Source organism: Ochrobactrum vermis (assembly GCF_002975205.1).
In the GTDB taxonomy this organism is placed as follows: Bacteria; Pseudomonadota; Alphaproteobacteria; order Rhizobiales; family Rhizobiaceae; genus Brucella; species Brucella vermis.
The window spans coordinates 2,603,900-2,622,633 of record NZ_PCOC01000001.1 but is presented as its reverse complement, the minus strand read 5'-3'; the positions used below and the strand labels follow the sequence as shown (position 1 = coordinate 2,622,633).

The following is an 18,734-nucleotide window of genomic DNA, read 5'->3' as shown; positions in this document are numbered from 1 at the left end:
GCTTTCAGGAGAAAAACCTATGGCTGTTTTGTCCGACTACACGTCGGGAACGATATCGCTTGCGAATGGCTCAGCGACAGTTACCGGCACCGGGACGCTTTTCGAGGTCACGCGGTTTCGGGAAGGCGATACGCTTCAAATCCAGAACCTGACGGCGGTCATCGCTAGTGTCGATAGTGATACTCAGCTGACCCTTACTGAGCCATGGACGGGCACGAGCATTGTTGATGGGCCATATCGTGCTCGGCAGCTTGCAGACGGAACCCGCGTAGGGACGCAGGCTGCTACTCTCATCGAATTGTTGGGCGACGGAACATTGGCCGGATTGGCGGCGCTTGGCGTCGAGGAAGGCAAGGCCCCAGTTGGCGGTCCTGCCGGTCAGTATGTGCTTCAGCCGATTGCTGTTGATGAGAATGGCACGCTGGGCAAACTGGCGGCGCTGACGCTGGCGGCAAACAAGGCCATCACCACGGATAGCAGTGGCAGCGCTCAACAGTCCGACCTTGGCACGCTGGGACGCGCACTGCTGGCGCTGGCGTCGGGGACAAGCGCCCAATACGTTCGTGCGGATGGAACGTTGCAGACTTTGGACAAAGCCGCCGTTGGGTTGGGCAATGTAGATAACACGTCAGATGCCAACAAGCCCATAAGCACCGCGACACAGACGGCATTAAACGGAAAATTCGACAAAACAGGTGGGGCGCTCTCAGGCGGCATAAACATCGCTTCGAACGGTGACAGTGCAGTCAGGTTTTTGAATACCAGTTCCTACGGTTATACCGTCTATTTCAATAGCGGAAACGGTACGACCGATAACGGATTGCAGGTTGTTCATAGTTCCGGCGGCTTGATCGCAACTTTCCTCTACAACCGTAACTTCTCCGTGGTCGGGACTATTTCGAAAGGTGGCGGCACGTTCCTGATCGATCACCCGCTTGATCCGTATAACCGCAACCTTCGGCACGGGTTTGTAGAAGCGCCCCGCTATGACCTGATCTATCGCGGCACTGTTCATCTTGTGAATGGCCGCGCCACCGTCGATATCGATGCAGCAAGTAATATGACTTCTGGCACCTTCGCCGCACTCACCACAAACGCTGTCGTGACCAGTCTGCAAAATCAGGAAGGTTTTGCGCGGTTAAAGCCGGGGCCGATCAACGGCGGTGCATTCGAAATCGTCTGTGAAGATGAGAATTGCACTGATCTCGTGTCGTGGGTTGTGATTGCAGAGCGCAATGACCCGTTCGTCAAGTCTGAACTCGATCAGAATACCGATGGTGATGGCCGCTTCGTGCCAGAGTTCGAAAAGGAGGACGCGTAATGTCGGCAACTGAAACCGTCATCGATACCGCTCGCGTCGGCAAGAAAGGCTATCCGATGCATTATGCAGCGCTCGGCCTTGAGCCTCCCACGAAGACCGTCCCTGTCGAAGACGGCATTCCACAGACTGATCATCCCGGCATGACGCTGCAAGAATACGCTGCCGCCAAGCGATGGGAGCGGGAAGTAAGCGGAACCGTCTGGAATGGCTGGCCGGTACTTTCTGACCGGGAAAGTCAGAACAAAATAGTTGCCGAGGCGCTGGCGATAGAAAAAGGCGAGCGTGCCGACGGTGATCCGTGGAAGTTTGCGGATGGTGAGTTTCGCCCGCTGACGAACGAACAGATGGACGATCTTGCCGCCGCTGTTCGCCTGCATGTGCGAAACAGCTACGGTATCGAGGCGCGAGTATTGGCCGCAATCGAAGCTGGTACTATCACCACAGAAGCCCAGATCGACGCGGCTTTCGCATAACCGATACCGAAAACTTGACGATCCGCACCGCCTTCAGGGCGGTTTTTTAATGCCCGAAAGGAAAGACCATGGATAAATCCGTGCCAGCAGGAGCGGCGCTTCTGCTCGACTTTATTGGCGGGATCGAAGCCCCTCGCGGCTATGACGTGATATACGGCAACAATCAGGACAAGTTGCCAAAGCCAATCACACAGATGACAATTGGCGAACTGGTCGACGCGCAAGCATCATTTACCAAGCGGTTCAAATCCTCGGCTTCGGGCCGATACCAGTTCATGCGCGCCACGCTGCAAGACCTTTCCCGCGAGCTTGGTCTGCGCGGCACACAGAAGTTTGACAGGGACTTGCAAGACCGGCTCGGCTTTCATCTGCTGAAGCGGCGCGGCTATGACGACTATGTGGCTGGCAGGATAACCCGCACGGAGTTCGGCAAGCGACTGGCGCAGGAATGGGCTTCATTGCCCGTGCTGGCAGCGACAAAAGGCGCGCATCGCGATTTGAAGCGAGGTCAGAGCTACTACGCTGGCGATGCCTTGAATAAGGCGCTTGTCTCCCCGGCGAAGGTCGAGGCCGTTTTGAACAAGGTCAAGACAGCTGGCGCCGTTCAACCGACTATCGTCGTTCCCGAAGTCGTCACCGTGGAAAAACCCGTCGTAGCCGATCCGGGCGAGCTTGGAACAAAGCCGTCCAAGAGCAAGACAGTATGGACGTGGGCCGGTGCTGGCATCATGTCGGCCATCAGTGGGGCAGGTTCATTCCTTGGTGGCCTCGACTGGCGCGTCCAGTTTCTGTTCAGCGCGGCGATCATCGGCTTTGCAATCTACGGTATCAAACGCCGTGCTGATCTGTTCAAGGCCGTGAAAGACCTACAGGCGGAAATCGGCTGATGGGTGCGCTCTGGGGACTTATCCCGTCATGGATAAAAACCACGCTCGCTGCCCTTGTGGCGGCGTTTCTGCTTCTGGCGGGTGGGTATGTGGCCGGAAGGCTCTCAGGAACGGCCAGCACGGAAACCAAAATCGAAAGACAGAACAATGAAGCCACAGGCAAAGCTCTGGACGCTGCTCATTCTTATGATGAGTGCATTGACGCTGGCGGGGTGTGGACATTCAGCGCCGGCAAATGTGGAAGGCGTCCGTAGGGTACTCGGAACCGATCTGCTAGGCGCTCGCGGGGCAACAGAGGCAGATCAACGAAAGATCGACCGCACCATAGTGCGCGGTTGTGCAGGCGGCGTCTGGTCGAAAGACGAGTGCGCTATTCACGACAAGAAATAATAGGGGCAACCGGGCGGATGGAAGCAACGAACATGCCTGAAGAAAGCGATCTCCGGTCCCGCGTGGTCGGGCTAGAACATGCGACACAGTCGAATAATCAGCGATTGACCATTCTGGAGACTTGGCAGCGCCAGAGAGACATCGACAGCGCTCGTCATGATGAAAAGTGGGTTGCCATGGAAGCGCGCATCGATACCCGGTTCAACGGGCTGGAAAGTGCGAACAAAAGCATCCAGTCAACTCTTTCGCGCATAATGTGGATTGTCGTTAGCGGCATCCTCGGAGCCGCCGTGACGTTTGTGATCAGCGGCGGGCTGAGGTCGATATGACTAGTCCGCGACCTTCAACCAACCAGGCGCGGCGCTTAACGAACGTCTTGATAGCCAGAGAAATAGCTACAATACTGGCATACCGCACGCTACGAGAAGGCTCTTCCCCAAAGTAGAGCCAGCCGCAGTTAACAAGGTAGAGAGTGCAGACGCGACGAGCTTCCCTGTCGCGTCTAAAGCTTTACCGGCATACGTGCGTAACGTTCCCAAGAAAGTCTTAGCATCTGCCCTTTCGGGCTCGTCCAAAGGGAGCGTATCAATGGCTTCTTCAATTTCATTTAGCGTCTGCGTAAACACAGATTGGTCAATGACTTGATGTACATTGAGGCTGCTGCTATGGCCAGCATTAAGAAAATTACTGTTAGTGAAATTGACGTTGTTCATCACTACAGAAGGGGAAATCTGTGTTGACTGCTGTGTCTGTTGTCGAGTGCCTTCAGGGTCAACAAAACGAGCAAACCGTTCAAAACCACTTTCTGTCAAGCGGCAACGGCTAAATATCGTCTCGTCATCAGGGCCGGAATAGGCTTCGGAATACTTGGCATACCCTTGTTCATTCATCCAGAATACAACGTCTTCGAAAACACTCTTGAATTGGTCCTTTGGTACTTCAACCTTGACGATTTCAAGAAGGTCATCGAATGACACATCTTCTCCCGTAGCCTTCAATTTGGCTAGATATTTTGCCGTTTCCTCAATCAGTATTTCTTCTAGATCGCCATCGGTCATTCTCGTCCCCCTATTCGCCCTTAATCCGTTCCCACTCTTCCGGCGATAGCGCCGCTTTTCGATTACTGGCTAAGCGAAGCTGAGTAGTCAATATGCTGCTTTGGTATTGGTTAAGTCAGCGCTTGTTTGCGATCTGCAATCGCCAAGATGGCGTCATAAGTAACCCCTTCCCTTGTCCTCGTAAGGAATTTCATCCGAGATGTCATTCAGGAGTTCCTGCGGGATCAGACGGATGTAGGCATTGCCTATCTTGATCTCAGGAATGCACCCGGCCTTTTTAGCGCCTTCGCAGATCGCGGTGACTTGGCGGGCGGTGACATCGAGACGTTTAGACATAACTTTTCAACCTGCTGGCTCTACGACTTTGAAATTAAATGAGGGGGCTATGTTAGAAAGAAGACCACTCAAATTTATAATGATAGCCGCACAACACACTAGTATAGAAATCCAGTTTATCGAAAAAATTAGCCAGATCGCGTAACCGATGATTGAAATATGTAGAACGATGACGCTCATCATTGCTAGTGACAATAGAAAAGAAAGTGATGAGTAGAACCAACGATACCCCCGTCCGGCTTCGAAGAAGTCAATTCCAAAAATATTCATCTTTGGCCTGAATAACTTGAGGTGAAACTCGGTATATATATCTGAAGCCGATAAAAAATCTGGATCAATGTTATATTTCTGAGCGGCTCTATTCGAAAATTGACTGCAAATCGCCATGTAGGCTTGAGCATTAGCAAATGCCAAGCAGAGTATCATGAAGCTAAAAGAGGCAAAAATAGTTAGAATTTCAAGCGCAGCCGGGAAATCCCTAATTGAGATAGATATACCTGGAATAGGAAAATCTTTTCCAGAAAGAAAAATTGCCAATACGCCGTCTACTATCATTAAAGACTTCATCAAAGCGTCTTGCCTTGCTGACGCCCTTTCGTACATTTTAATATATTTATGATAAATACTGTCGTTAAAAACCTTTTCCTCCTTATCGAGCATCATTTCTCTTTCGAACGTCATTCGCAACCTAACATTCGGTGACAACTTAAGTACTATATTTTCATTAGCCTCTGCCATCTAAGCCCCCGCGGTTATCGTTTCTTAGTCCCTAGCCCGTTCAGTCTCATCCTTAGCGCATCCTGTGCTGATACGCTTTTCTCCGTCTTTAATGAACCAAGTCCCGGTGTCTGATCGGAACCAGAGCCTTGCGGGACTTCTCTTACGCGACATCTTTCAATCATCCTTCTTATGCCGTTACGCGTCACGAAATCCTTGTTTGCTATGCGGATGATTTCGAGGTTTCCCTTCGCCGCTTCTGTCCGCAGAGACGATTTCGTCAGCCGCCCAGAAAAGAATATCTCAACCGCATCTGCAAGCGAGATCAGTTCGTCTTCGTCTAGGTCGGCAATGCGCGGCTTTTCTGTGTTCATGGCTTTGGACCTCCCTCGTGTGGAGAGGCTGGCAGCTACGTGACAGGCGGTCAAGCCATGTTGCATGGCATGTCGCGTATACTGGCGGCTAACCTGTTTAACTCATTGATATTGCTCATTAGCGATTTGCAACATGTCGCAACATGCTTTTCAAGGTCTGATCAGGCTAACCAATTGATTTAATTGGTGATCCCGGCTGGGTTCGAACCAGCGACCTACAGATTAGGAATCTGTCGCTCTATCCTACTGAGCTACGGGACCAACCGATGAGCATTCGCTGCTGATTCCAGCCTGTCGAACACTTTTCGAGACATACTGGTTTTCATAGCTGTCGCCAACCCCGCAAAAGCGGGGCAGGCGGATTTCTTCCAGAGCGCATCCCGAAAAGTGTGAAACGGTTTTCGGAACAAGATGCGCAAAATTACAAAAAGCCAGAGCGGTTCCACGACTTATATTTAACTGAAACCGCTCCCGCATCAGGCGGCTAGCGCCGTTTCCACCACTGCTACAAAGTAGCTAACCCCATAGGGAATGGCATCGTCGTTGAAGTCATAGGCCGGGTGGTGAAGGCCGGGTGTGTCGCCATTGCCGAGGAAGATATAGGCGCCCGGGCGCGCTTCCAGCATGTAGGAAAAATCTTCCGCCGCCATCATCGGCTCGACTTTCTCGTCCACTTTGCCTTCACCCGCCACCGCGCCGGCAACACGGGCGGCAAACTCCGTCTGCGCATCGTGATTGAAGGTGACCGGATAATTGTTCTTGTAGCGCACGGTAATCTCCGCGCCGGTGGCCGCAGCAATACCGGCCGCAGCTTCGCGGATACGGCGCTCGGCAAAGGCACGGGTTTCCGTCTTGAGTGTGCGGACAGTACCCGACAGCGTCGCCTTTTCCGGGATCACATTATAAGCCTCGCCAGCAATGAACTTCGTCACCGAGATCACAAGTGAATCGAGCGGATCGGTATTGCGCGAAACAATGCCCTGAAGGGCAATCATCAGTTGCGAGCCGGTCAGGATTGGATCGATGGTGCCGTGCGGTTGCGCCGCATGGCCGCCACGCCCGGTAATGAAAAGATCGAATTCATCGGTTGCCGCCATGATCGGGCCTTTGCGCATCGCGAACTGCCCGACCGGCAGGCCCGGCATGTTGTGGACGCCATAGACTTCCGAGATATTGAAGCGATCCATCACGCCGTCCTCGACCATGGCAAGGCCCCCCGCACCACCTTCTTCGGCAGGCTGAAACAGAAGCGCGACCGAACCGCGGAAATTGCGGGTCTCTGCGAGGTGTTGCGCCGCGCCCAAAAGCATGGATGTGTGTCCGTCATGGCCGCAGGAATGCGCCTTGCCGGGATTTTGCGAGGCCCATTCGACGCCACTCGTTTCGGTGATCGGCAGGGCGTCCATGTCGGCGCGCAGGCCGATGGCCGGGCCATCGCCGTGGCGGCCCTTGATGATGCCAACCACGCCGGTGCGTCCGACGCCGGTTTCCACAAGGTCACAACCGAAGGATTTCAGCTTGTCTTCGACAAATTTCGCAGTTTCGTGCACGTCGTAGAGAAGTTCGGGATTCTGGTGCAGTTTTCGCCGCCACGCGGCAATTTCCGCTTGCGTTTCAACGGCACGATTCAACACTGGCATTTTCGGATGGCTCCCCGGATTGGGCATGATTTGAAGGAAACAGGATATGACGTTTCGGTGAAAGCGGGCAATCCCTGTTTGCCTTTTCATCGCCACATGGCATAGATAAAGAAAGCGTTAATCCCTTATTAGAGCGCAATTCGAACCCGCAGAAGTTGCAGGCTATTTCGATTGGAACTACGGAATGATGTCGAAATCATTGAAAATCTGGTTTGCAGCCGTTGGTCTGTCCGCTACCGCGCTGGCATCTGCTGCGGCTAATCCCTCGATTGCAGTGGATGTCGCAACCGGCAAGGTCTACCAGCAGCAGGAAGCTTTTCAGCGCTGGTATCCCGCGTCGCTAACCAAGATGATGACGGCCTATGTGGCATTTCGTGCGCTTCAATCGGGTCAGATGACGCTGGATTCTCCGGTGCGCATGACGGTCAATGCCGCCAAGGAGCCGCCGAGCAAGATGGGCTACAAGCCGGGATCGGTCATGACGCTCGATACGGCGTTGAAGATTATGCTGGTGAAGTCGGCCAATGACGTTGCGGTTGCCGTTGCCGAAGCCGTGGGTGGAACGGAATCCGGTTTCGTGCAGCGCATGAATGAGGAAGCGCAGCGTATCGGTATGGCCGGTTCGCATTTCGCCAATCCGAACGGTCTGCACAATCCCAACAACTATACGACGGCACGCGATCTCGCGGTTCTGGCCGTGCAGTTGCGCCGCGAATTTCCGCAATATGCGCATTATTTCGCGACCGAGGCGATCGACCCGGGTGCAGGCAAGAAGGTTCAGGCCAATTACAACATTCTGCTTGGCCGTTATGACGGTGCAGACGGGATGAAGACCGGTTTTGTCTGTGCATCGGGTTTCAACCTTGCAAGCTCGGCCACGCGCAATGGCCGGACCGTGCTGGCAATCATTCTCGGTGCCGACCGGCAGGAAGTGCGCGCGGTTCAGGCTGCGCAGTTGATGACCGATGCGTTCCGGGCAAGTGCCGGTGGTGGCGCGACGCTGGCGACTTTGCGTCCTGCGGCAGGCGGCAATCTCAATCAGGCCGTCGATATGCGCAAGGCGATCTGCAGCCAGCAGGCCATGGCCGATCGCTGGGATGGACGCGATGTCGAGGGCAAGCTGAAAATCAATTCGCCTTATATCCATGCCATGGATCGCGACCCGGTTCCGGTTCGCGTTGGTCTGGTTTCCGAACCGGGTCCGACCACCCGAGCGAGCCAGCTCGACATTTCGCAGATTCCGGTGCCGATGCCGCGTCCGCAGCGTTCCGCCGGTGCCAATACCACCGCGATCAACTGATATGCCGAATCCCATTCCCGTTTCCGTGCTGACCGGTTTTCTTGGTTCAGGCAAAACGACGCTTCTCAACCGGCTTTTGAAAGATCCGGCGCTGAGCGATACGGCGGTCATTATCAACGAGTTTGGCGAAGTCGGCATCGATCATCTGCTGGTCGAGCAGGCGAGCGAAGGCGTGATCGAGCTTTCCGACGGCTGCCTGTGCTGCACGGTGCGCGGTGAGCTGGTGGATACGCTGGCTGACCTTATCGACCGCCTCCAGACCGGGCGCATCAAGGCGCTGAAGCGTGTGATCATCGAAACTACCGGGCTGGCCGATCCGGCACCGGTGCTGCATTCGATCATGGGGCATCCCGTGCTCATGCAGGCTTTCAGGCTCGACGGGGTTCTGGCGACGGTGGATGCCGTCAACGGCATGGCTACGCTCGACAATCACGAGGAAGCCGTCAAGCAGGCGGCAATGGCCGACCGCCTCGTGCTGACCAAAACCGATCTGCCGGAGGCACAGGCAGGACTGGCTGCATTGAAGGCGCGCCTCCATGCGCTCAATCCCGGTGCCGATATTTTGGAAGCCGGTGAACAGCGCACCGGCTATGCGGCGCTTTTCGAATGCGGTCTCTATAATCCCGAAGCGAAATCGGCGGATGTGCAGCGCTGGCTCAAGGCGGAAGCCTATGAGGACGAGCATGATCATGATCATGTGTGCGGACCGGATTGCGATCACGACCATCATCACCACGATCACGATCATGGCCATGCGCATCATCATCACCATGATGATGCGATCCGGTCCTTTTCGCTTCGCCACGATGCACCGATCCCGCTATCGACCTTCGACATGTTCCTCGATCTTCTGCGTTCGACGCATGGCGAGAAGCTTCTGCGTGTAAAGGGCATCGTGCAGATTGCCGAAGACCCGGATCGCCCGGTGGTCATTCATGGGGTGCAGAAGATTTTCCATCCGCCTGCGCGCTTGCCGCAATGGCCGCAGGATAAGCGCGAGACGCTTCTGGTGATGATCGTGAAAGACCTGCCGGAAACTTATGTTCGCGAGCTTTTCGATGCGTTTTTGGGACGCCCGGCGCTGGATAGGCCCGACCGTGCCGCGCTGACGGAAAACCCGCTGGCAATTGCGGGGTTTTCGCCTCGGAATTGATATCTATTTCCTGCGAATAAGGAAGCGATGCAATGTCCCTTGACGCTCCTGTGCGACCAGGGCGTGCCCTTCCTGCGTGCAGAAATGCGGGACGTCGATGCCGGACAGCGGATCGGTAGCTTCCACCCAGAGAAGCGCTCCGCTCGGAATTTTTTCCAGACGATTGCGGGTTTTCAAAACCGGAAGGGGGCATTTAAGCCCCCTCAGGTCATAGACAGGAATGTCATCCTGCCGGGTCATCAGTTCCCGATGATCTTCCACCATGGCTTTTTCGGTTCAGGGGCTGCGACAGGTGCCGGTTGTTCGACATTCTGCGCCACCGTGCTGGCGGTCGTCATTGGAGATACTTGTGGAACAGCGGCTTGCGCAGGGGCTGCCGTGTTCGGCTGCGGAGCAGGCACCGCTGCGGTCTGCGCTGCGGGAATGGCGGCCGGTTGCGGCGTCGCCGCAATGGCTGTCGGTTGTACGGACGGCACTGCCGGGCTAATGTCCGGCGCGCCGGTCTTTTCTGCAGAAGCAGGAGAAAGCGACGGCGGTTCGCGCGTTACCTTTTCACCACGTGCACGTGCAGCACTCCAGGCGGAGACGAGCTTGGCCTCGGCAATGCCCTGAATGGACGGTGCAGGTGCCTTCTGGCTGGCGCTGAACGCCGACTGATAGGTCTTTTCGTAAGACGCATAGGACATTGCCTCGCCGCCAGCCGATGGCGGGCAGGCGTCCGTTGCGGACAGGGGCTGGCCGTCTGGTGTCGCAACGTTGAATACGTAACGCTTTTCGCAGACATCGACTTTCGGCGGCACCTTGGCGGTTTCGAAAGCGTCGTAGCCCTGCTTCAGCATTTTCCAGAATGAATAATTCGGGTCGCTCTTGTAACGCGCCATATTGGCGGCCGTCATGCGGAACGGAAATGCCTGGATCTGGAAATCGCGCTGGCCGCCCTTGAAGGCGTCGCGACCGAAGGCGTAAATCTCGGCGACCTGTTCGTCGGTCATCGAGTAGCAACCCGACGATGAGCATGCGCCATGTACCATCAGATGCTGGCCGGTGCGGCCATTGGCGCGGTCATAGGCGTTGGGGAAGCCGATATTGAAGGAGAGATAATAGCTGGAATTCGGATTCATCTGGGCGGGGCGGACGGTGTAGAAACCTTCCGGCGCCTGACGGTCACCCTCGATGAATTTCGGACCAAGCTTGCCCGACCATTTGCAGATTTCGTAGGACGTAATCTGGTCGTACTTGCCGTTGTTCTTCTGCTTCCAGACCTCGAGAACGCCTTCTTCCTTGAAAATGCGCACCATGATCGGCGAGGTACGGGTCATGCCCTTCGCCTTCATCTTGGCAATCACCTTTTCGGGAAGCGGCTTTTCAGCCCGGAGGCTTAGATCGGATACGGACGAACCCTGACAGCCGGCGAGGAGCACGGTTGCCAATACGGAGCCTAGAATTGCGGTTCTGATCTTCATGTCGCATCAAGTCTGTTAGAGCTACGCCAGAGACTTTATGAGCAAAAGCCAATTTCCTGAAGGTCGAATTTTAAAACTGAAACCTTACGGTATCGTTTATAAATCCTTGCTCAGATACCTAAAATCCGGCGCGTCGGCAATATGGCTGAATTTGCAGCATGATGCAAATCCGGGAGGCACGAGGCCTCCCGGACGAGTCTTCAATCACTTTGCGGTGAGAATCAGATGTTGCGGCCGATTTCGAGGAATTTCTGGCGGCGTTCCTGCTTCAGCGTTTCGCCGTCGACGTCCTTCATCGAGCGCAGCGACGCGGTGATGATGTCGCCAGCGGCATCGATGACCGCCTCCTTGCCGCGATGGGCGCCACCCATGGGCTCGGGAATGATGCCGTCGATGATCTTGAGATCGAACAGGTCCTGCGCGGTGATGCGCATATTGGAGGCCGCATCCTTGGCGCGGGTCGAATCATGCCAGAGGATCGAGGCTGCACCTTCGGGCGAGATCACCGAATAGATCGAATGCTCGAGCATGTAGACGCGGTTGGCAACGGCAATGGCGATTGCGCCGCCGGAACCACCTTCACCGATGATGATCGAGATGACCGGAACGCGCAGCTTGAGGCATTCTGCCGTCGAGCGGGCAATAGCTTCGGCCTGGCCACGTTCCTCGGCGCTGACACCCGGATAAGCGCCTGCTGTATCGACGAGGGTGATGAGCGGCAGCTGGAAACGGTCGGCCATTTCCATGATGCGGACGGCCTTGCGATAGCCTTCCGGGCGGGCCGAACCGAAATTGTGCTTCAGGCGCGTCTTGGTGTCGGAACCTTTTTCCTGCCCGATGATCGCGACGGCCTGCCCGTTGAAGCGACCGAAACCTGCCTGGATGGCTTCGTCATTGCCGTATTTGCGATCCCCGGCAAGCGGTGTGAATTCGGTGAACAGCCGGTCGATATATTCCAGGCAGTGCGGACGGTCTGGATGACGGGCGATCTGTGCCTTCTGCCATGGCGTCAGCTTGCGGTAGATGTCCTTCAGCGCATCGGCTGAACGCTTCTCGAGGCGACGAATCTCATCGCTCATCTCGACGCTGCCTTGTTCCTGCGCGAGCTTCTTCAGCTCAAGAATCTGGCCTTCGAGATCGGCGACGGGTTTTTCAAAATCGAGATAGTTGTACATCGGGCCTGACTGTTCGTGCTTTTTCCAAAGGGATTAGCGCTATTGCGAGCCTGAAAAAGGCTGTTTTACGGCGCTTTACATATTCACTGCGGGCTCATCTTGCAAATTTTCGATTTTCTCATAACCGGATGGAGGCTAATCGGCAAGCGGATGATGCTCGCTGACAAGCTTATGCAGTCTTTCCTCCAGCACATGTGTATAGATCTGCGTCGTGGAAATGTCGGCATGGCCGAGCAATTGCTGCACAGTGCGCAGATCAGCGCCATTCTGCAACAGATGACTGGCAAAGGCATGGCGAAGCACGTGCGGCGAGACAGCGGCCGCCGATAAACCTGCCCGTGCTGCGAGCCCCTTCAATTCGCGCGCAAAAACCTGGCGTGCCAGATGGCCGCTTTCCGAAAAAGCCGGAAACAGCCAGGGATTGTCATCGCTGCCGGCCAAGGAAGCCCGCAAGATGAGGAAGCGCTGCAGCGCTTCGCGTGCCTTGGACGAAAGCGGAACCATGCGTTCCTTGGAGCCCTTGCCGCGCACCAGCAGAAAGCGGTGGTCGGTGCGCGCGACGGTGACAGGCAGGCCGACAAGTTCCGAGACACGAAGCCCTGTGGCATAGAGCGTTTCGAGAAGCGCATGAAGGCGCAAGGCTTTGATGTGGTCGGAAGGTTCGGCTATTTCATCGGTTTCGAGCATCGCGCGGTCGAGAAGCCTGGTGACTTGTTCGACGCTCATGATCTTTGGCAGTGGTTTTTGCTTTTTGGGCGCATCGACCGTGCCGGTTGGATCGTCCTGCCGATAGCCTTCCGAATAGAGAAAGCGGAAGAACTGGCGCAATGCTGACAGGCGCCGGGCCTGTGATGTTGCGGCAAAGCCTTCGGTTGCCATGGCATCGATGGCGCTGCGAACATGGTCGGGTCCGGCTTCGGCGAGATTGATGCTGCGGGCTGACAGCGCCTCTGCCACTGCCTCAAGATCGCGCCGGTAGGATTCAAGCGTGTTTTCCGCTGCGCCGCGTTCGGCGCTCATCATTTCCAGAAAGTTTTCAATCGCCAGCGATGCGCGCATCGTCACTCCTGCGGTGTCTGTGGCAATTGGGGTGCCGTATCGACAGTTTCTGCCGAGGCAGGGTCAGTCGCGGGAGCTGCCGGAGGCGCAATCGTGACCGGTTTCAGCTTCGAAGCCGGTATTTCGACGGTAATCTCCCGTACATCTGGCTCAACGAAATTGGCGAGCGCATACATCGCCCCATAAACGATGGCGGCAACAAGAGCGAGAAAGAGGGCGAGGCGCGTCAGCGTAGGCATTCATCTTTTATGCTGTGGCATTGGGACGAAAGCAAGGAGGGGACGAAAGCAAGGTGGGGCCGAAAGAGGAGCGAGCGTGCAATCGTGCAAAAAAGCCGCCCTTCCGCTCCTGCGTGTCCCGAAAACCAATCAAAGCAATTGACGTCGCCCTGTTTTTCATGTGGAACCGGAGCAAATGGACGAGGTCAATGAGCGGTACGACAAAACAAAACAATCTACACGAGAAAGCGGAGCTGATCCGTGATCTGCTTGGTTCGAAAGTCGTGGTGCTTGTGGGGTTGATGGGGGCTGGCAAATCCACCGTCGGGCGCAAGGCAGCCGCCTTGCTCGGACTGCCATTTCGCGATGCGGATACGGAGATTGAAGCGGTTTCCCGCATGACCATTCCTGAATTGTTCGAAGCCTATGGCGAGGTCGAGTTCCGCGATCTCGAACGCCGCGTCATCATGCGCCTGCTCGAAGACGGGCCGATGGTTCTGGCAACGGGCGGCGGAGCTTACATGAATGCCGAAACACGGGCGGCAGTCGGTCGTGCCGGCGTCTCCGTCTGGCTCAATGCGGAAATCGATATTCTGATGGAGCGTGTATCGCGCCGCCAGAACCGCCCGCTTCTGAAGAACAGCGATCCGCGCGGCGTCATGCTGCGGCTGATGAACGAACGCTATCCCGTCTACGCGCTGGCCGATCTTCAGCTGATGACCCGTGATGACAAGAAGGAAGTGATCGCCGCCGAACTGCTCGATGTTCTGGCGGATCATCTCGAAAATTTAGAGGCTCAGCCGGTTCGGTAGAAGAAACCGTTGATTTCCCAGAGCATTTCCTGCTTTGCATGAGTTATTGGAAATGCTCTAGTTTTTGCTTTTACGCGCATCTTGTCCGAAAACCGCTTCGCACTTTTCGGAATGCGCTCTAGCCGCATGATATTGGAGACTACGCATGAATGCGCCCTTGACCGCCGATGCCAGTGTCACAACCGTTCCCGTGTCGCTTGGTGACCGTTCCTATGACATTCTGATCGGCAAGGGGCTGGTTGATCGTGCGGGCGAGGAAGTGGCCAGGCGTCTGAAAGGCGTGCGCGTGGCGGTGGTGACGGACGAAAATGTCGCCAAGGCCCATCTGGAGCGCCTGACTGCAAGTTTTACCAAGGCCGGTATTGATGTAACGCCGGTCATCGTTGCGCCGGGTGAGAAATCCAAATCCTTCGGCACGCTGGAAACTGTCACCAATACTGTACTGGCAGCTCGGCTTGAGCGCGGCGATGCGGTCGTGGCGTTCGGCGGCGGTGTGGTTGGCGATCTATCCGGCTTCGTCGCCGGTATCGTGCGCCGCGGCATGAATTTCGTGCAGATGCCAACTTCGCTTTTGTCGCAGGTCGATTCCTCCGTCGGTGGCAAGACCGGGATCAACACGGCACATGGCAAGAACCTTGTCGGTGTCTTTTATCAGCCCCAGCTGGTTCTGGCCGATACCGAAGTTCTCGATACTTTGAGTGCGCGCGAATTCCGGGCGGGCTATGCCGAAGTTGCAAAATACGGCCTGATCGATCGCCCCGACTTTTTCGAATGGCTGGAACAGAACTGGCAGGAGGTTTTCGCCGGTGGCGCGGCGCGGACGGAAGCTATCGCCGAATCCTGCCGCTGCAAGGCAGCCGTGGTTGCCCGCGACGAACGCGAGACCGGTGATCGTGCACTTCTCAATCTCGGTCATACTTTCGGTCATGCGTTGGAAACTGCGACCGGTTACGATTCGAGCCGTCTCGTGCATGGCGAAGGTGTGGCTATCGGCATGGCGCTGGCCCATCGCTTCTCCGTCAAGATGAACCTGTGCGGTATCGAGGATGCGGAGCGCGTCGAAACGCATCTGAGGGCCGTCGGCCTGCCGTACGGATTGTCCGATGTGCCGGGCGGATTGCCACCGGCAGAAAAGCTGATGGATTATATTGCACAGGACAAGAAAGTGGCGCGGGGCGCGCTCACCTTCATCCTGACGCGGGGTATCGGCCAGTCCTTTATTGCCAAGGACGTGCCGCCTGCAGCCGTGCTAGAGTTTTTGAAAGAACGTCTGGAAGCGAAATAAGAGGACAAGGCGAATGGCTTTCGAGCTCTGGGTTATGTGCGGCATTATCCTGCTCTGCGTCATTCTCTCCGCGTTCTTTTCAGGGTCCGAAACGGCGCTGACTGCGGCTTCGCGCGCGCGTATGCTCACGCTGGAGCATAATGGAGATGAGCGCGCAGGGCTGGTCCAGCGCCTCATCCGTCGTCGCGACCGGCTGATCGGCGCGCTTTTGATCGGCAACAATCTCGCCAATATTCTGGCTTCCTCGATCGCCACCAGTATTTTCCTCAACCTGTTCGGTGATGCGGGCGTCGCCTATGCGACGCTGGCGATGACGGTCATTCTGGTCATCTTCGCGGAAGTGCTGCCGAAATCCTGGGCGATTGCGGGCCCCGACCGGTTTGCGCTCGGCGTGTCGCGCGGCGTGGCGCTGGTCGTGCTGATCCTCGGTCCTGTTTCCAGTGTCGTGAACCGGATCGTGCGTGCGATCCTCAAGGCTTGCGGTATCAATCTTGCCGCCGGTCGTTCCATGCTGAGCCCGCAGGAAGAATTGCGCGGCGCGGTCGAGGTGCTGCATCGCGACAAGTCACTCATCAAGGAAGATCGCGACCAGTTTGGTGGTCTCCTCGACCTCAAGGAACTGGAGGTGAGTGACGTGATGGTGCACCGGACCTCGATGGGCACCGTCAATGCCGATGCACCGGCCGACGAGATCGTGCGCGATATTCTTGCCAGTCCGCATACGCGTATGCCGCTCTGGCGCGATGATATCGACAATATTGTCGGCATCATCCACACCAAGGATCTGTTGCGCGCACTTTACGATGTCGACAATGATTTTTCGCGCATCGATATCATGAAGGTCGCGCGCAAGCCGTGGTTCGTGCCGGATACGACGACATTGCAGGACCAGCTCGACGCCTTTCTCCGTCGCAAGGCGCATATTGCCATCGTCGTCGATGAATATGGCGATGTGCAGGGTCTGGTGACGCTCGAGGATATTCTGGAAGAAATCGTTGGTGATATTGCCGATGAACACGATATCGAAATCCAGGGCGTTCGCCTGCAGCCGGACGGTTCGGTGATCGTCGACGGCTCGCTGCCGATTCGCGATATCAACCGTGCACTTGACTGGTCTTTGCCCGATGAGGAGGCCACGACGATTGCCGGTCTGGTCATTCATGAGACCCAGACCATTCCTGAAGTGAAGCAGGCTTTCACTTTTTACGGGAAGCGTTTTTCCGTCCTGAAGAAGGAAAAGAACCGCCTGACACGGTTGCGTATCGTGCCGCTCGATGCCGATGGCAAGCCAGCCCCGATTGTCACTGCATTGCCGCAATGACAGGTGGCCCGCGGCGGGATTTTATCTAACAGGCTGATTTTGAAATCTTTTTCGGAAACTGCAAAGTCTTTTTTCTTTCGGAAACCACGGCCTGCCGCTTTGTGGTCGCAGGTCCCCGCTATTATTTTCGGATATCTATAATTAGATAAAACAAATACAAAAATATAATAAGCTCTAATATAATAAGGGTGCAACCAATAGTTATGTAAAAAATATTGTTTGAAATCGTTGTAAATATAGGGTTTTATATCTGAGTTGCAGCAATAAACATAGCATATAAGACATATGACAGCCATTATAAGTGGCTTATATTAGGATGCGAAAACTTCGGGTGAATTCTTCTTCTAATTGTTCCTTATAATGAAGAAATAAAACATTATTTCATTTGCATTTATACTGGTTTCTATCCAGCTATTTCATTTCTCCGTAAAGTTCGATCCATAGTGTAAAGGCACCTGTGAGGGTGCCTTTACATGCTTTTGGAATTATGTCCCCAATCCGATTACAGGATTGGCCATTCTCCCGTCAGTGACGGCATGTCGAGGCTGGAGCGGGGCGGCAGGGGGGGATTCAACGCCGCGTCTGTTCGCCGGGAGCCGACGGCTCAAGCGCCAAAGCGTGCACTCCGCTGTCGAGTTCGTCCTTCAAAAGCGCATTGATGGCACGGTGACGCGCGATGCGACTCATTCCGGCAAAAGCCTCGGCAACGATACGGACGCGGAAGTGCGTTTCTCCGGTTCCGTCATAAACCTCGTGCTCGCCGCGCTCTTCGTGATGATGTCCGGCGTGGAGATGGCTTTCGTTAATGACTTCAAGCCGTTCGGGAGCGAAAGCCGTGGTCAGTTTGGCTTGCATTGCGCTTTGTTTGCTATTGTGAATGGACATTTGGACCACTTCTCCCCATATAGACGCTGTGCCTCATATAACGCTGCTTCGGCAGCAAAAGGTGGGGCAAATCCGCACAGGAAAGCCACCTGCTTCAAAATTTCGCCCAGTTGAAATGGCTCAAAGCCATACCGGACGAAATGTCAATTCTTGTTCAGCAACTCATAATCCGCATAATTCGATTCGATGACAACGAACTCAAAATTTTTCGACAGTATCCGCATCAAGCCCAAGAAGACCGCAGAAGCGAAAGCTTCGGGTCCCTGCTGCCAGTGGGACGGTTGCGACAAGCCAGGCACGCATCGCGCGCCTGTCGGACGCATGCGTGAAGGCGAATATTTCCGCTTCTGTGTTGATCACGTGCGGGAATATAACAAGAATTTCAATTACTTCTCTGGTCTTTCCGATGGAGACATCGCGAAATTCCAGAAGGATGCGATCACGGGCCATCGTCCGACCTGGTCGACGACGGCGAATTCCACCGCCAAGCCGCGCACATCGCCGGATGTGGCCAAGGTGCGCTCCGGCTCGGCCTCCTATCACAACCGCATCCGCGATCCCTTCAATCTTTTCAAGGAAGCCAAGGGACATGCGCCGGGTCAGAAGGCGCAGCGCAAACCGCGCACGCTTGAGATAAAGGCGCTGGCGACGCTCGGTCTTGAACCAAATTCGACTAGCGATAAGATCAAGGCGCGCTATAAAGAGCTAGTAAAACAGCACCATCCCGATGCGAATGGTGGTGATCGCGGATCGGAAGAAAGATTTCGCGATGTTATTCAGGCTTATCAATTGCTCAAGCAGGCAGGTTTTTGCTAAAGCCTGTTTGGGCCTGACAGGCCGACTTATGGGAGCCGTCGTTCATGGCTC

23 protein-coding genes and 1 tRNA gene are annotated in these 18,734 nt (G+C 55.4%); 12 read left to right on the top strand and 12 right to left on the bottom strand.

Annotated elements, in window-relative coordinates; genetic code table 11:
• Positions 1 to 19 precede the first annotated feature (19 nt).
• The 5 genes from CQZ93_RS26785 to CQZ93_RS13020 all read left to right on the top strand — a co-directional run bounded on the left by CQZ93_RS26785 (position 20) and on the right by CQZ93_RS13020 (position 3,400).
• Entirely contained in the window at positions 20 to 1,321 is a 1,302-nt protein-coding gene (locus CQZ93_RS26785) for an autotransporter outer membrane beta-barrel domain-containing protein (RefSeq protein ID WP_210201089.1), read from the top strand.
• Positions 1,321 to 1,794: a DUF4376 domain-containing protein gene (locus CQZ93_RS13035; protein ID WP_105542920.1), complete on the top strand. Its 474-nt coding sequence runs from the start codon at positions 1,321 to 1,323 to the stop codon at positions 1,792 to 1,794. Before CQZ93_RS26785 ends, CQZ93_RS13035 begins: the two co-directional genes overlap by 1 nt.
• Positions 1,795 to 1,862: 68 nt before the next feature.
• On the top strand, positions 1,863 to 2,681 hold the full coding sequence (locus tag CQZ93_RS13030) for a lysozyme family protein (RefSeq protein WP_105542919.1): 819 nt from the start codon (positions 1,863 to 1,865) through the stop codon (positions 2,679 to 2,681).
• Between the two features lie 147 nt (positions 2,682 to 2,828).
• A complete protein-coding gene (locus CQZ93_RS13025; protein WP_105542918.1) occupies positions 2,829 to 3,071 on the top strand; it encodes a hypothetical protein in 243 nt (80 codons plus the stop codon).
• A gap of 32 nt (positions 3,072 to 3,103) precedes the next feature.
• The gene (locus CQZ93_RS13020) at positions 3,104 to 3,400 is read left to right on the top strand and encodes a hypothetical protein (RefSeq protein WP_146114442.1); all 297 of its coding nucleotides are present in this window, start codon (positions 3,104 to 3,106) and stop codon (positions 3,398 to 3,400) included.
• 66 nt (positions 3,401 to 3,466) lie between these two features.
• Here the strand turns inward: CQZ93_RS13020 and CQZ93_RS13015 are convergent, their stop codons facing one another.
• From CQZ93_RS13015 to CQZ93_RS12980, 6 genes are all read right to left on the bottom strand, one after another.
• The gene (locus CQZ93_RS13015) at positions 3,467 to 4,129 is read right to left on the bottom strand and encodes a hypothetical protein (RefSeq protein ID WP_105542916.1); all 663 of its coding nucleotides are present in this window, start codon (positions 4,127 to 4,129) and stop codon (positions 3,467 to 3,469) included.
• A 153-nt stretch (positions 4,130 to 4,282) separates the two neighbouring features.
• On the bottom strand, positions 4,283 to 4,465 hold the full coding sequence (locus tag CQZ93_RS13010) for a hypothetical protein (protein ID WP_105542915.1): 183 nt from the start codon (positions 4,463 to 4,465) through the stop codon (positions 4,283 to 4,285).
• A gap of 6 nt (positions 4,466 to 4,471) precedes the next feature.
• Complete coding sequence (locus tag CQZ93_RS13005) at positions 4,472 to 5,203, bottom strand: hypothetical protein (protein ID WP_146114441.1); 732 nt, start codon at positions 5,201 to 5,203, stop codon at positions 4,472 to 4,474.
• A 14-nt stretch (positions 5,204 to 5,217) separates the two neighbouring features.
• Positions 5,218 to 5,556 carry a hypothetical protein gene (locus tag CQZ93_RS26945; protein ID WP_286153284.1) on the bottom strand — a complete coding sequence of 113 codons (339 nt, stop codon included), beginning with the start codon at positions 5,554 to 5,556 and terminating at the stop codon, positions 5,218 to 5,220.
• A gap of 184 nt (positions 5,557 to 5,740) precedes the next feature.
• Positions 5,741 to 5,817, bottom strand: a tRNA-Arg gene (locus CQZ93_RS12990).
• Between the two features lie 215 nt (positions 5,818 to 6,032).
• Positions 6,033 to 7,196 (bottom strand): M20 aminoacylase family protein, encoded by a 1,164-nt coding sequence (locus tag CQZ93_RS12980; protein WP_105542912.1) that lies wholly within the window; start codon positions 7,194 to 7,196, stop codon positions 6,033 to 6,035.
• Positions 7,197 to 7,380: 184 nt separating this feature from the next.
• Here CQZ93_RS12980 and CQZ93_RS12975 point away from each other — a divergent pair, with 184 nt between their 5' ends.
• Together CQZ93_RS12975 and CQZ93_RS12970 are read left to right on the top strand one after the other, a co-directional pair.
• Positions 7,381 to 8,496 carry a D-alanyl-D-alanine carboxypeptidase family protein gene (locus tag CQZ93_RS12975; RefSeq protein WP_105542911.1) on the top strand — a complete coding sequence of 372 codons (1,116 nt, stop codon included), beginning with the start codon at positions 7,381 to 7,383 and terminating at the stop codon, positions 8,494 to 8,496.
• A 1-nt stretch (position 8,497) separates the two neighbouring features.
• Complete coding sequence (locus CQZ93_RS12970; RefSeq protein ID WP_105542910.1) at positions 8,498 to 9,649, top strand: CobW family GTP-binding protein; 1,152 nt, start codon at positions 8,498 to 8,500, stop codon at positions 9,647 to 9,649.
• A 3-nt stretch (positions 9,650 to 9,652) separates the two neighbouring features.
• Here the strand turns inward: CQZ93_RS12970 and CQZ93_RS12965 are convergent, their stop codons facing one another.
• The 5 genes from CQZ93_RS12965 to CQZ93_RS12945 form a co-directional block, all read right to left on the bottom strand.
• On the bottom strand, positions 9,653 to 9,910 hold the full coding sequence (locus CQZ93_RS12965) for a sulfurtransferase TusA family protein (protein WP_286153490.1): 258 nt from the start codon (positions 9,908 to 9,910) through the stop codon (positions 9,653 to 9,655).
• Positions 9,889 to 11,112 (bottom strand): L,D-transpeptidase family protein, encoded by a 1,224-nt coding sequence (locus tag CQZ93_RS12960; RefSeq protein ID WP_105542909.1) that lies wholly within the window; start codon positions 11,110 to 11,112, stop codon positions 9,889 to 9,891. The genes CQZ93_RS12965 and CQZ93_RS12960 overlap by 22 nt, the downstream gene beginning before the upstream one ends.
• Before the next feature lie 221 nt (positions 11,113 to 11,333).
• Entirely contained in the window at positions 11,334 to 12,287 is a 954-nt protein-coding gene (locus tag CQZ93_RS12955) for an acetyl-CoA carboxylase carboxyltransferase subunit alpha (protein ID WP_105542908.1), read from the bottom strand.
• Between the two features lie 135 nt (positions 12,288 to 12,422).
• Entirely contained in the window at positions 12,423 to 13,346 is a 924-nt protein-coding gene (gene xerD, locus CQZ93_RS12950) for a site-specific tyrosine recombinase XerD (protein ID WP_105542907.1), read from the bottom strand.
• Positions 13,347 to 13,348: 2 nt separating this feature from the next.
• Entirely contained in the window at positions 13,349 to 13,585 is a 237-nt protein-coding gene (locus tag CQZ93_RS12945; protein ID WP_105542906.1) for a hypothetical protein, read from the bottom strand.
• 188 nt (positions 13,586 to 13,773) lie between these two features.
• Here CQZ93_RS12945 and CQZ93_RS12940 point away from each other — a divergent pair, with 188 nt between their 5' ends.
• The 3 genes from CQZ93_RS12940 (at position 13,774) to CQZ93_RS12930 (ending at position 16,982) form a co-directional block, all read left to right on the top strand.
• Positions 13,774 to 14,376 (top strand): shikimate kinase, encoded by a 603-nt coding sequence (locus tag CQZ93_RS12940; RefSeq protein WP_105542905.1) that lies wholly within the window; start codon positions 13,774 to 13,776, stop codon positions 14,374 to 14,376.
• Between the two features lie 145 nt (positions 14,377 to 14,521).
• Positions 14,522 to 15,661: a 3-dehydroquinate synthase gene (gene aroB / locus CQZ93_RS12935; protein WP_105542904.1), complete on the top strand. Its 1,140-nt coding sequence runs from the start codon at positions 14,522 to 14,524 to the stop codon at positions 15,659 to 15,661.
• Positions 15,662 to 15,674: 13 nt separating this feature from the next.
• Complete coding sequence (locus tag CQZ93_RS12930; protein ID WP_105542903.1) at positions 15,675 to 16,982, top strand: HlyC/CorC family transporter; 1,308 nt, start codon at positions 15,675 to 15,677, stop codon at positions 16,980 to 16,982.
• A gap of 570 nt (positions 16,983 to 17,552) precedes the next feature.
• On the opposite strand, the gene CQZ93_RS12925 is transcribed toward CQZ93_RS12930, so the two are convergent.
• The gene (locus CQZ93_RS12925; protein ID WP_105542902.1) at positions 17,553 to 17,867 is read right to left on the bottom strand and encodes a BolA family protein; all 315 of its coding nucleotides are present in this window, start codon (positions 17,865 to 17,867) and stop codon (positions 17,553 to 17,555) included.
• Here CQZ93_RS12925 and CQZ93_RS27240 point away from each other — a divergent pair.
• Together CQZ93_RS27240 and CQZ93_RS12915 are read left to right on the top strand one after the other, a co-directional pair.
• Complete coding sequence (locus CQZ93_RS27240) at positions 17,860 to 18,057, top strand: hypothetical protein (protein ID WP_105543306.1); 198 nt, start codon at positions 17,860 to 17,862, stop codon at positions 18,055 to 18,057. The two genes, CQZ93_RS12925 and CQZ93_RS27240, sit on opposite strands and share 8 nt — an antisense overlap.
• On the top strand, positions 18,054 to 18,683 hold the full coding sequence (locus CQZ93_RS12915; protein ID WP_105542901.1) for a J domain-containing protein: 630 nt from the start codon (positions 18,054 to 18,056) through the stop codon (positions 18,681 to 18,683). The genes CQZ93_RS27240 and CQZ93_RS12915 overlap by 4 nt, the downstream gene beginning before the upstream one ends.
• The last annotated feature ends 51 nt before the right edge of the window (positions 18,684 to 18,734 follow it).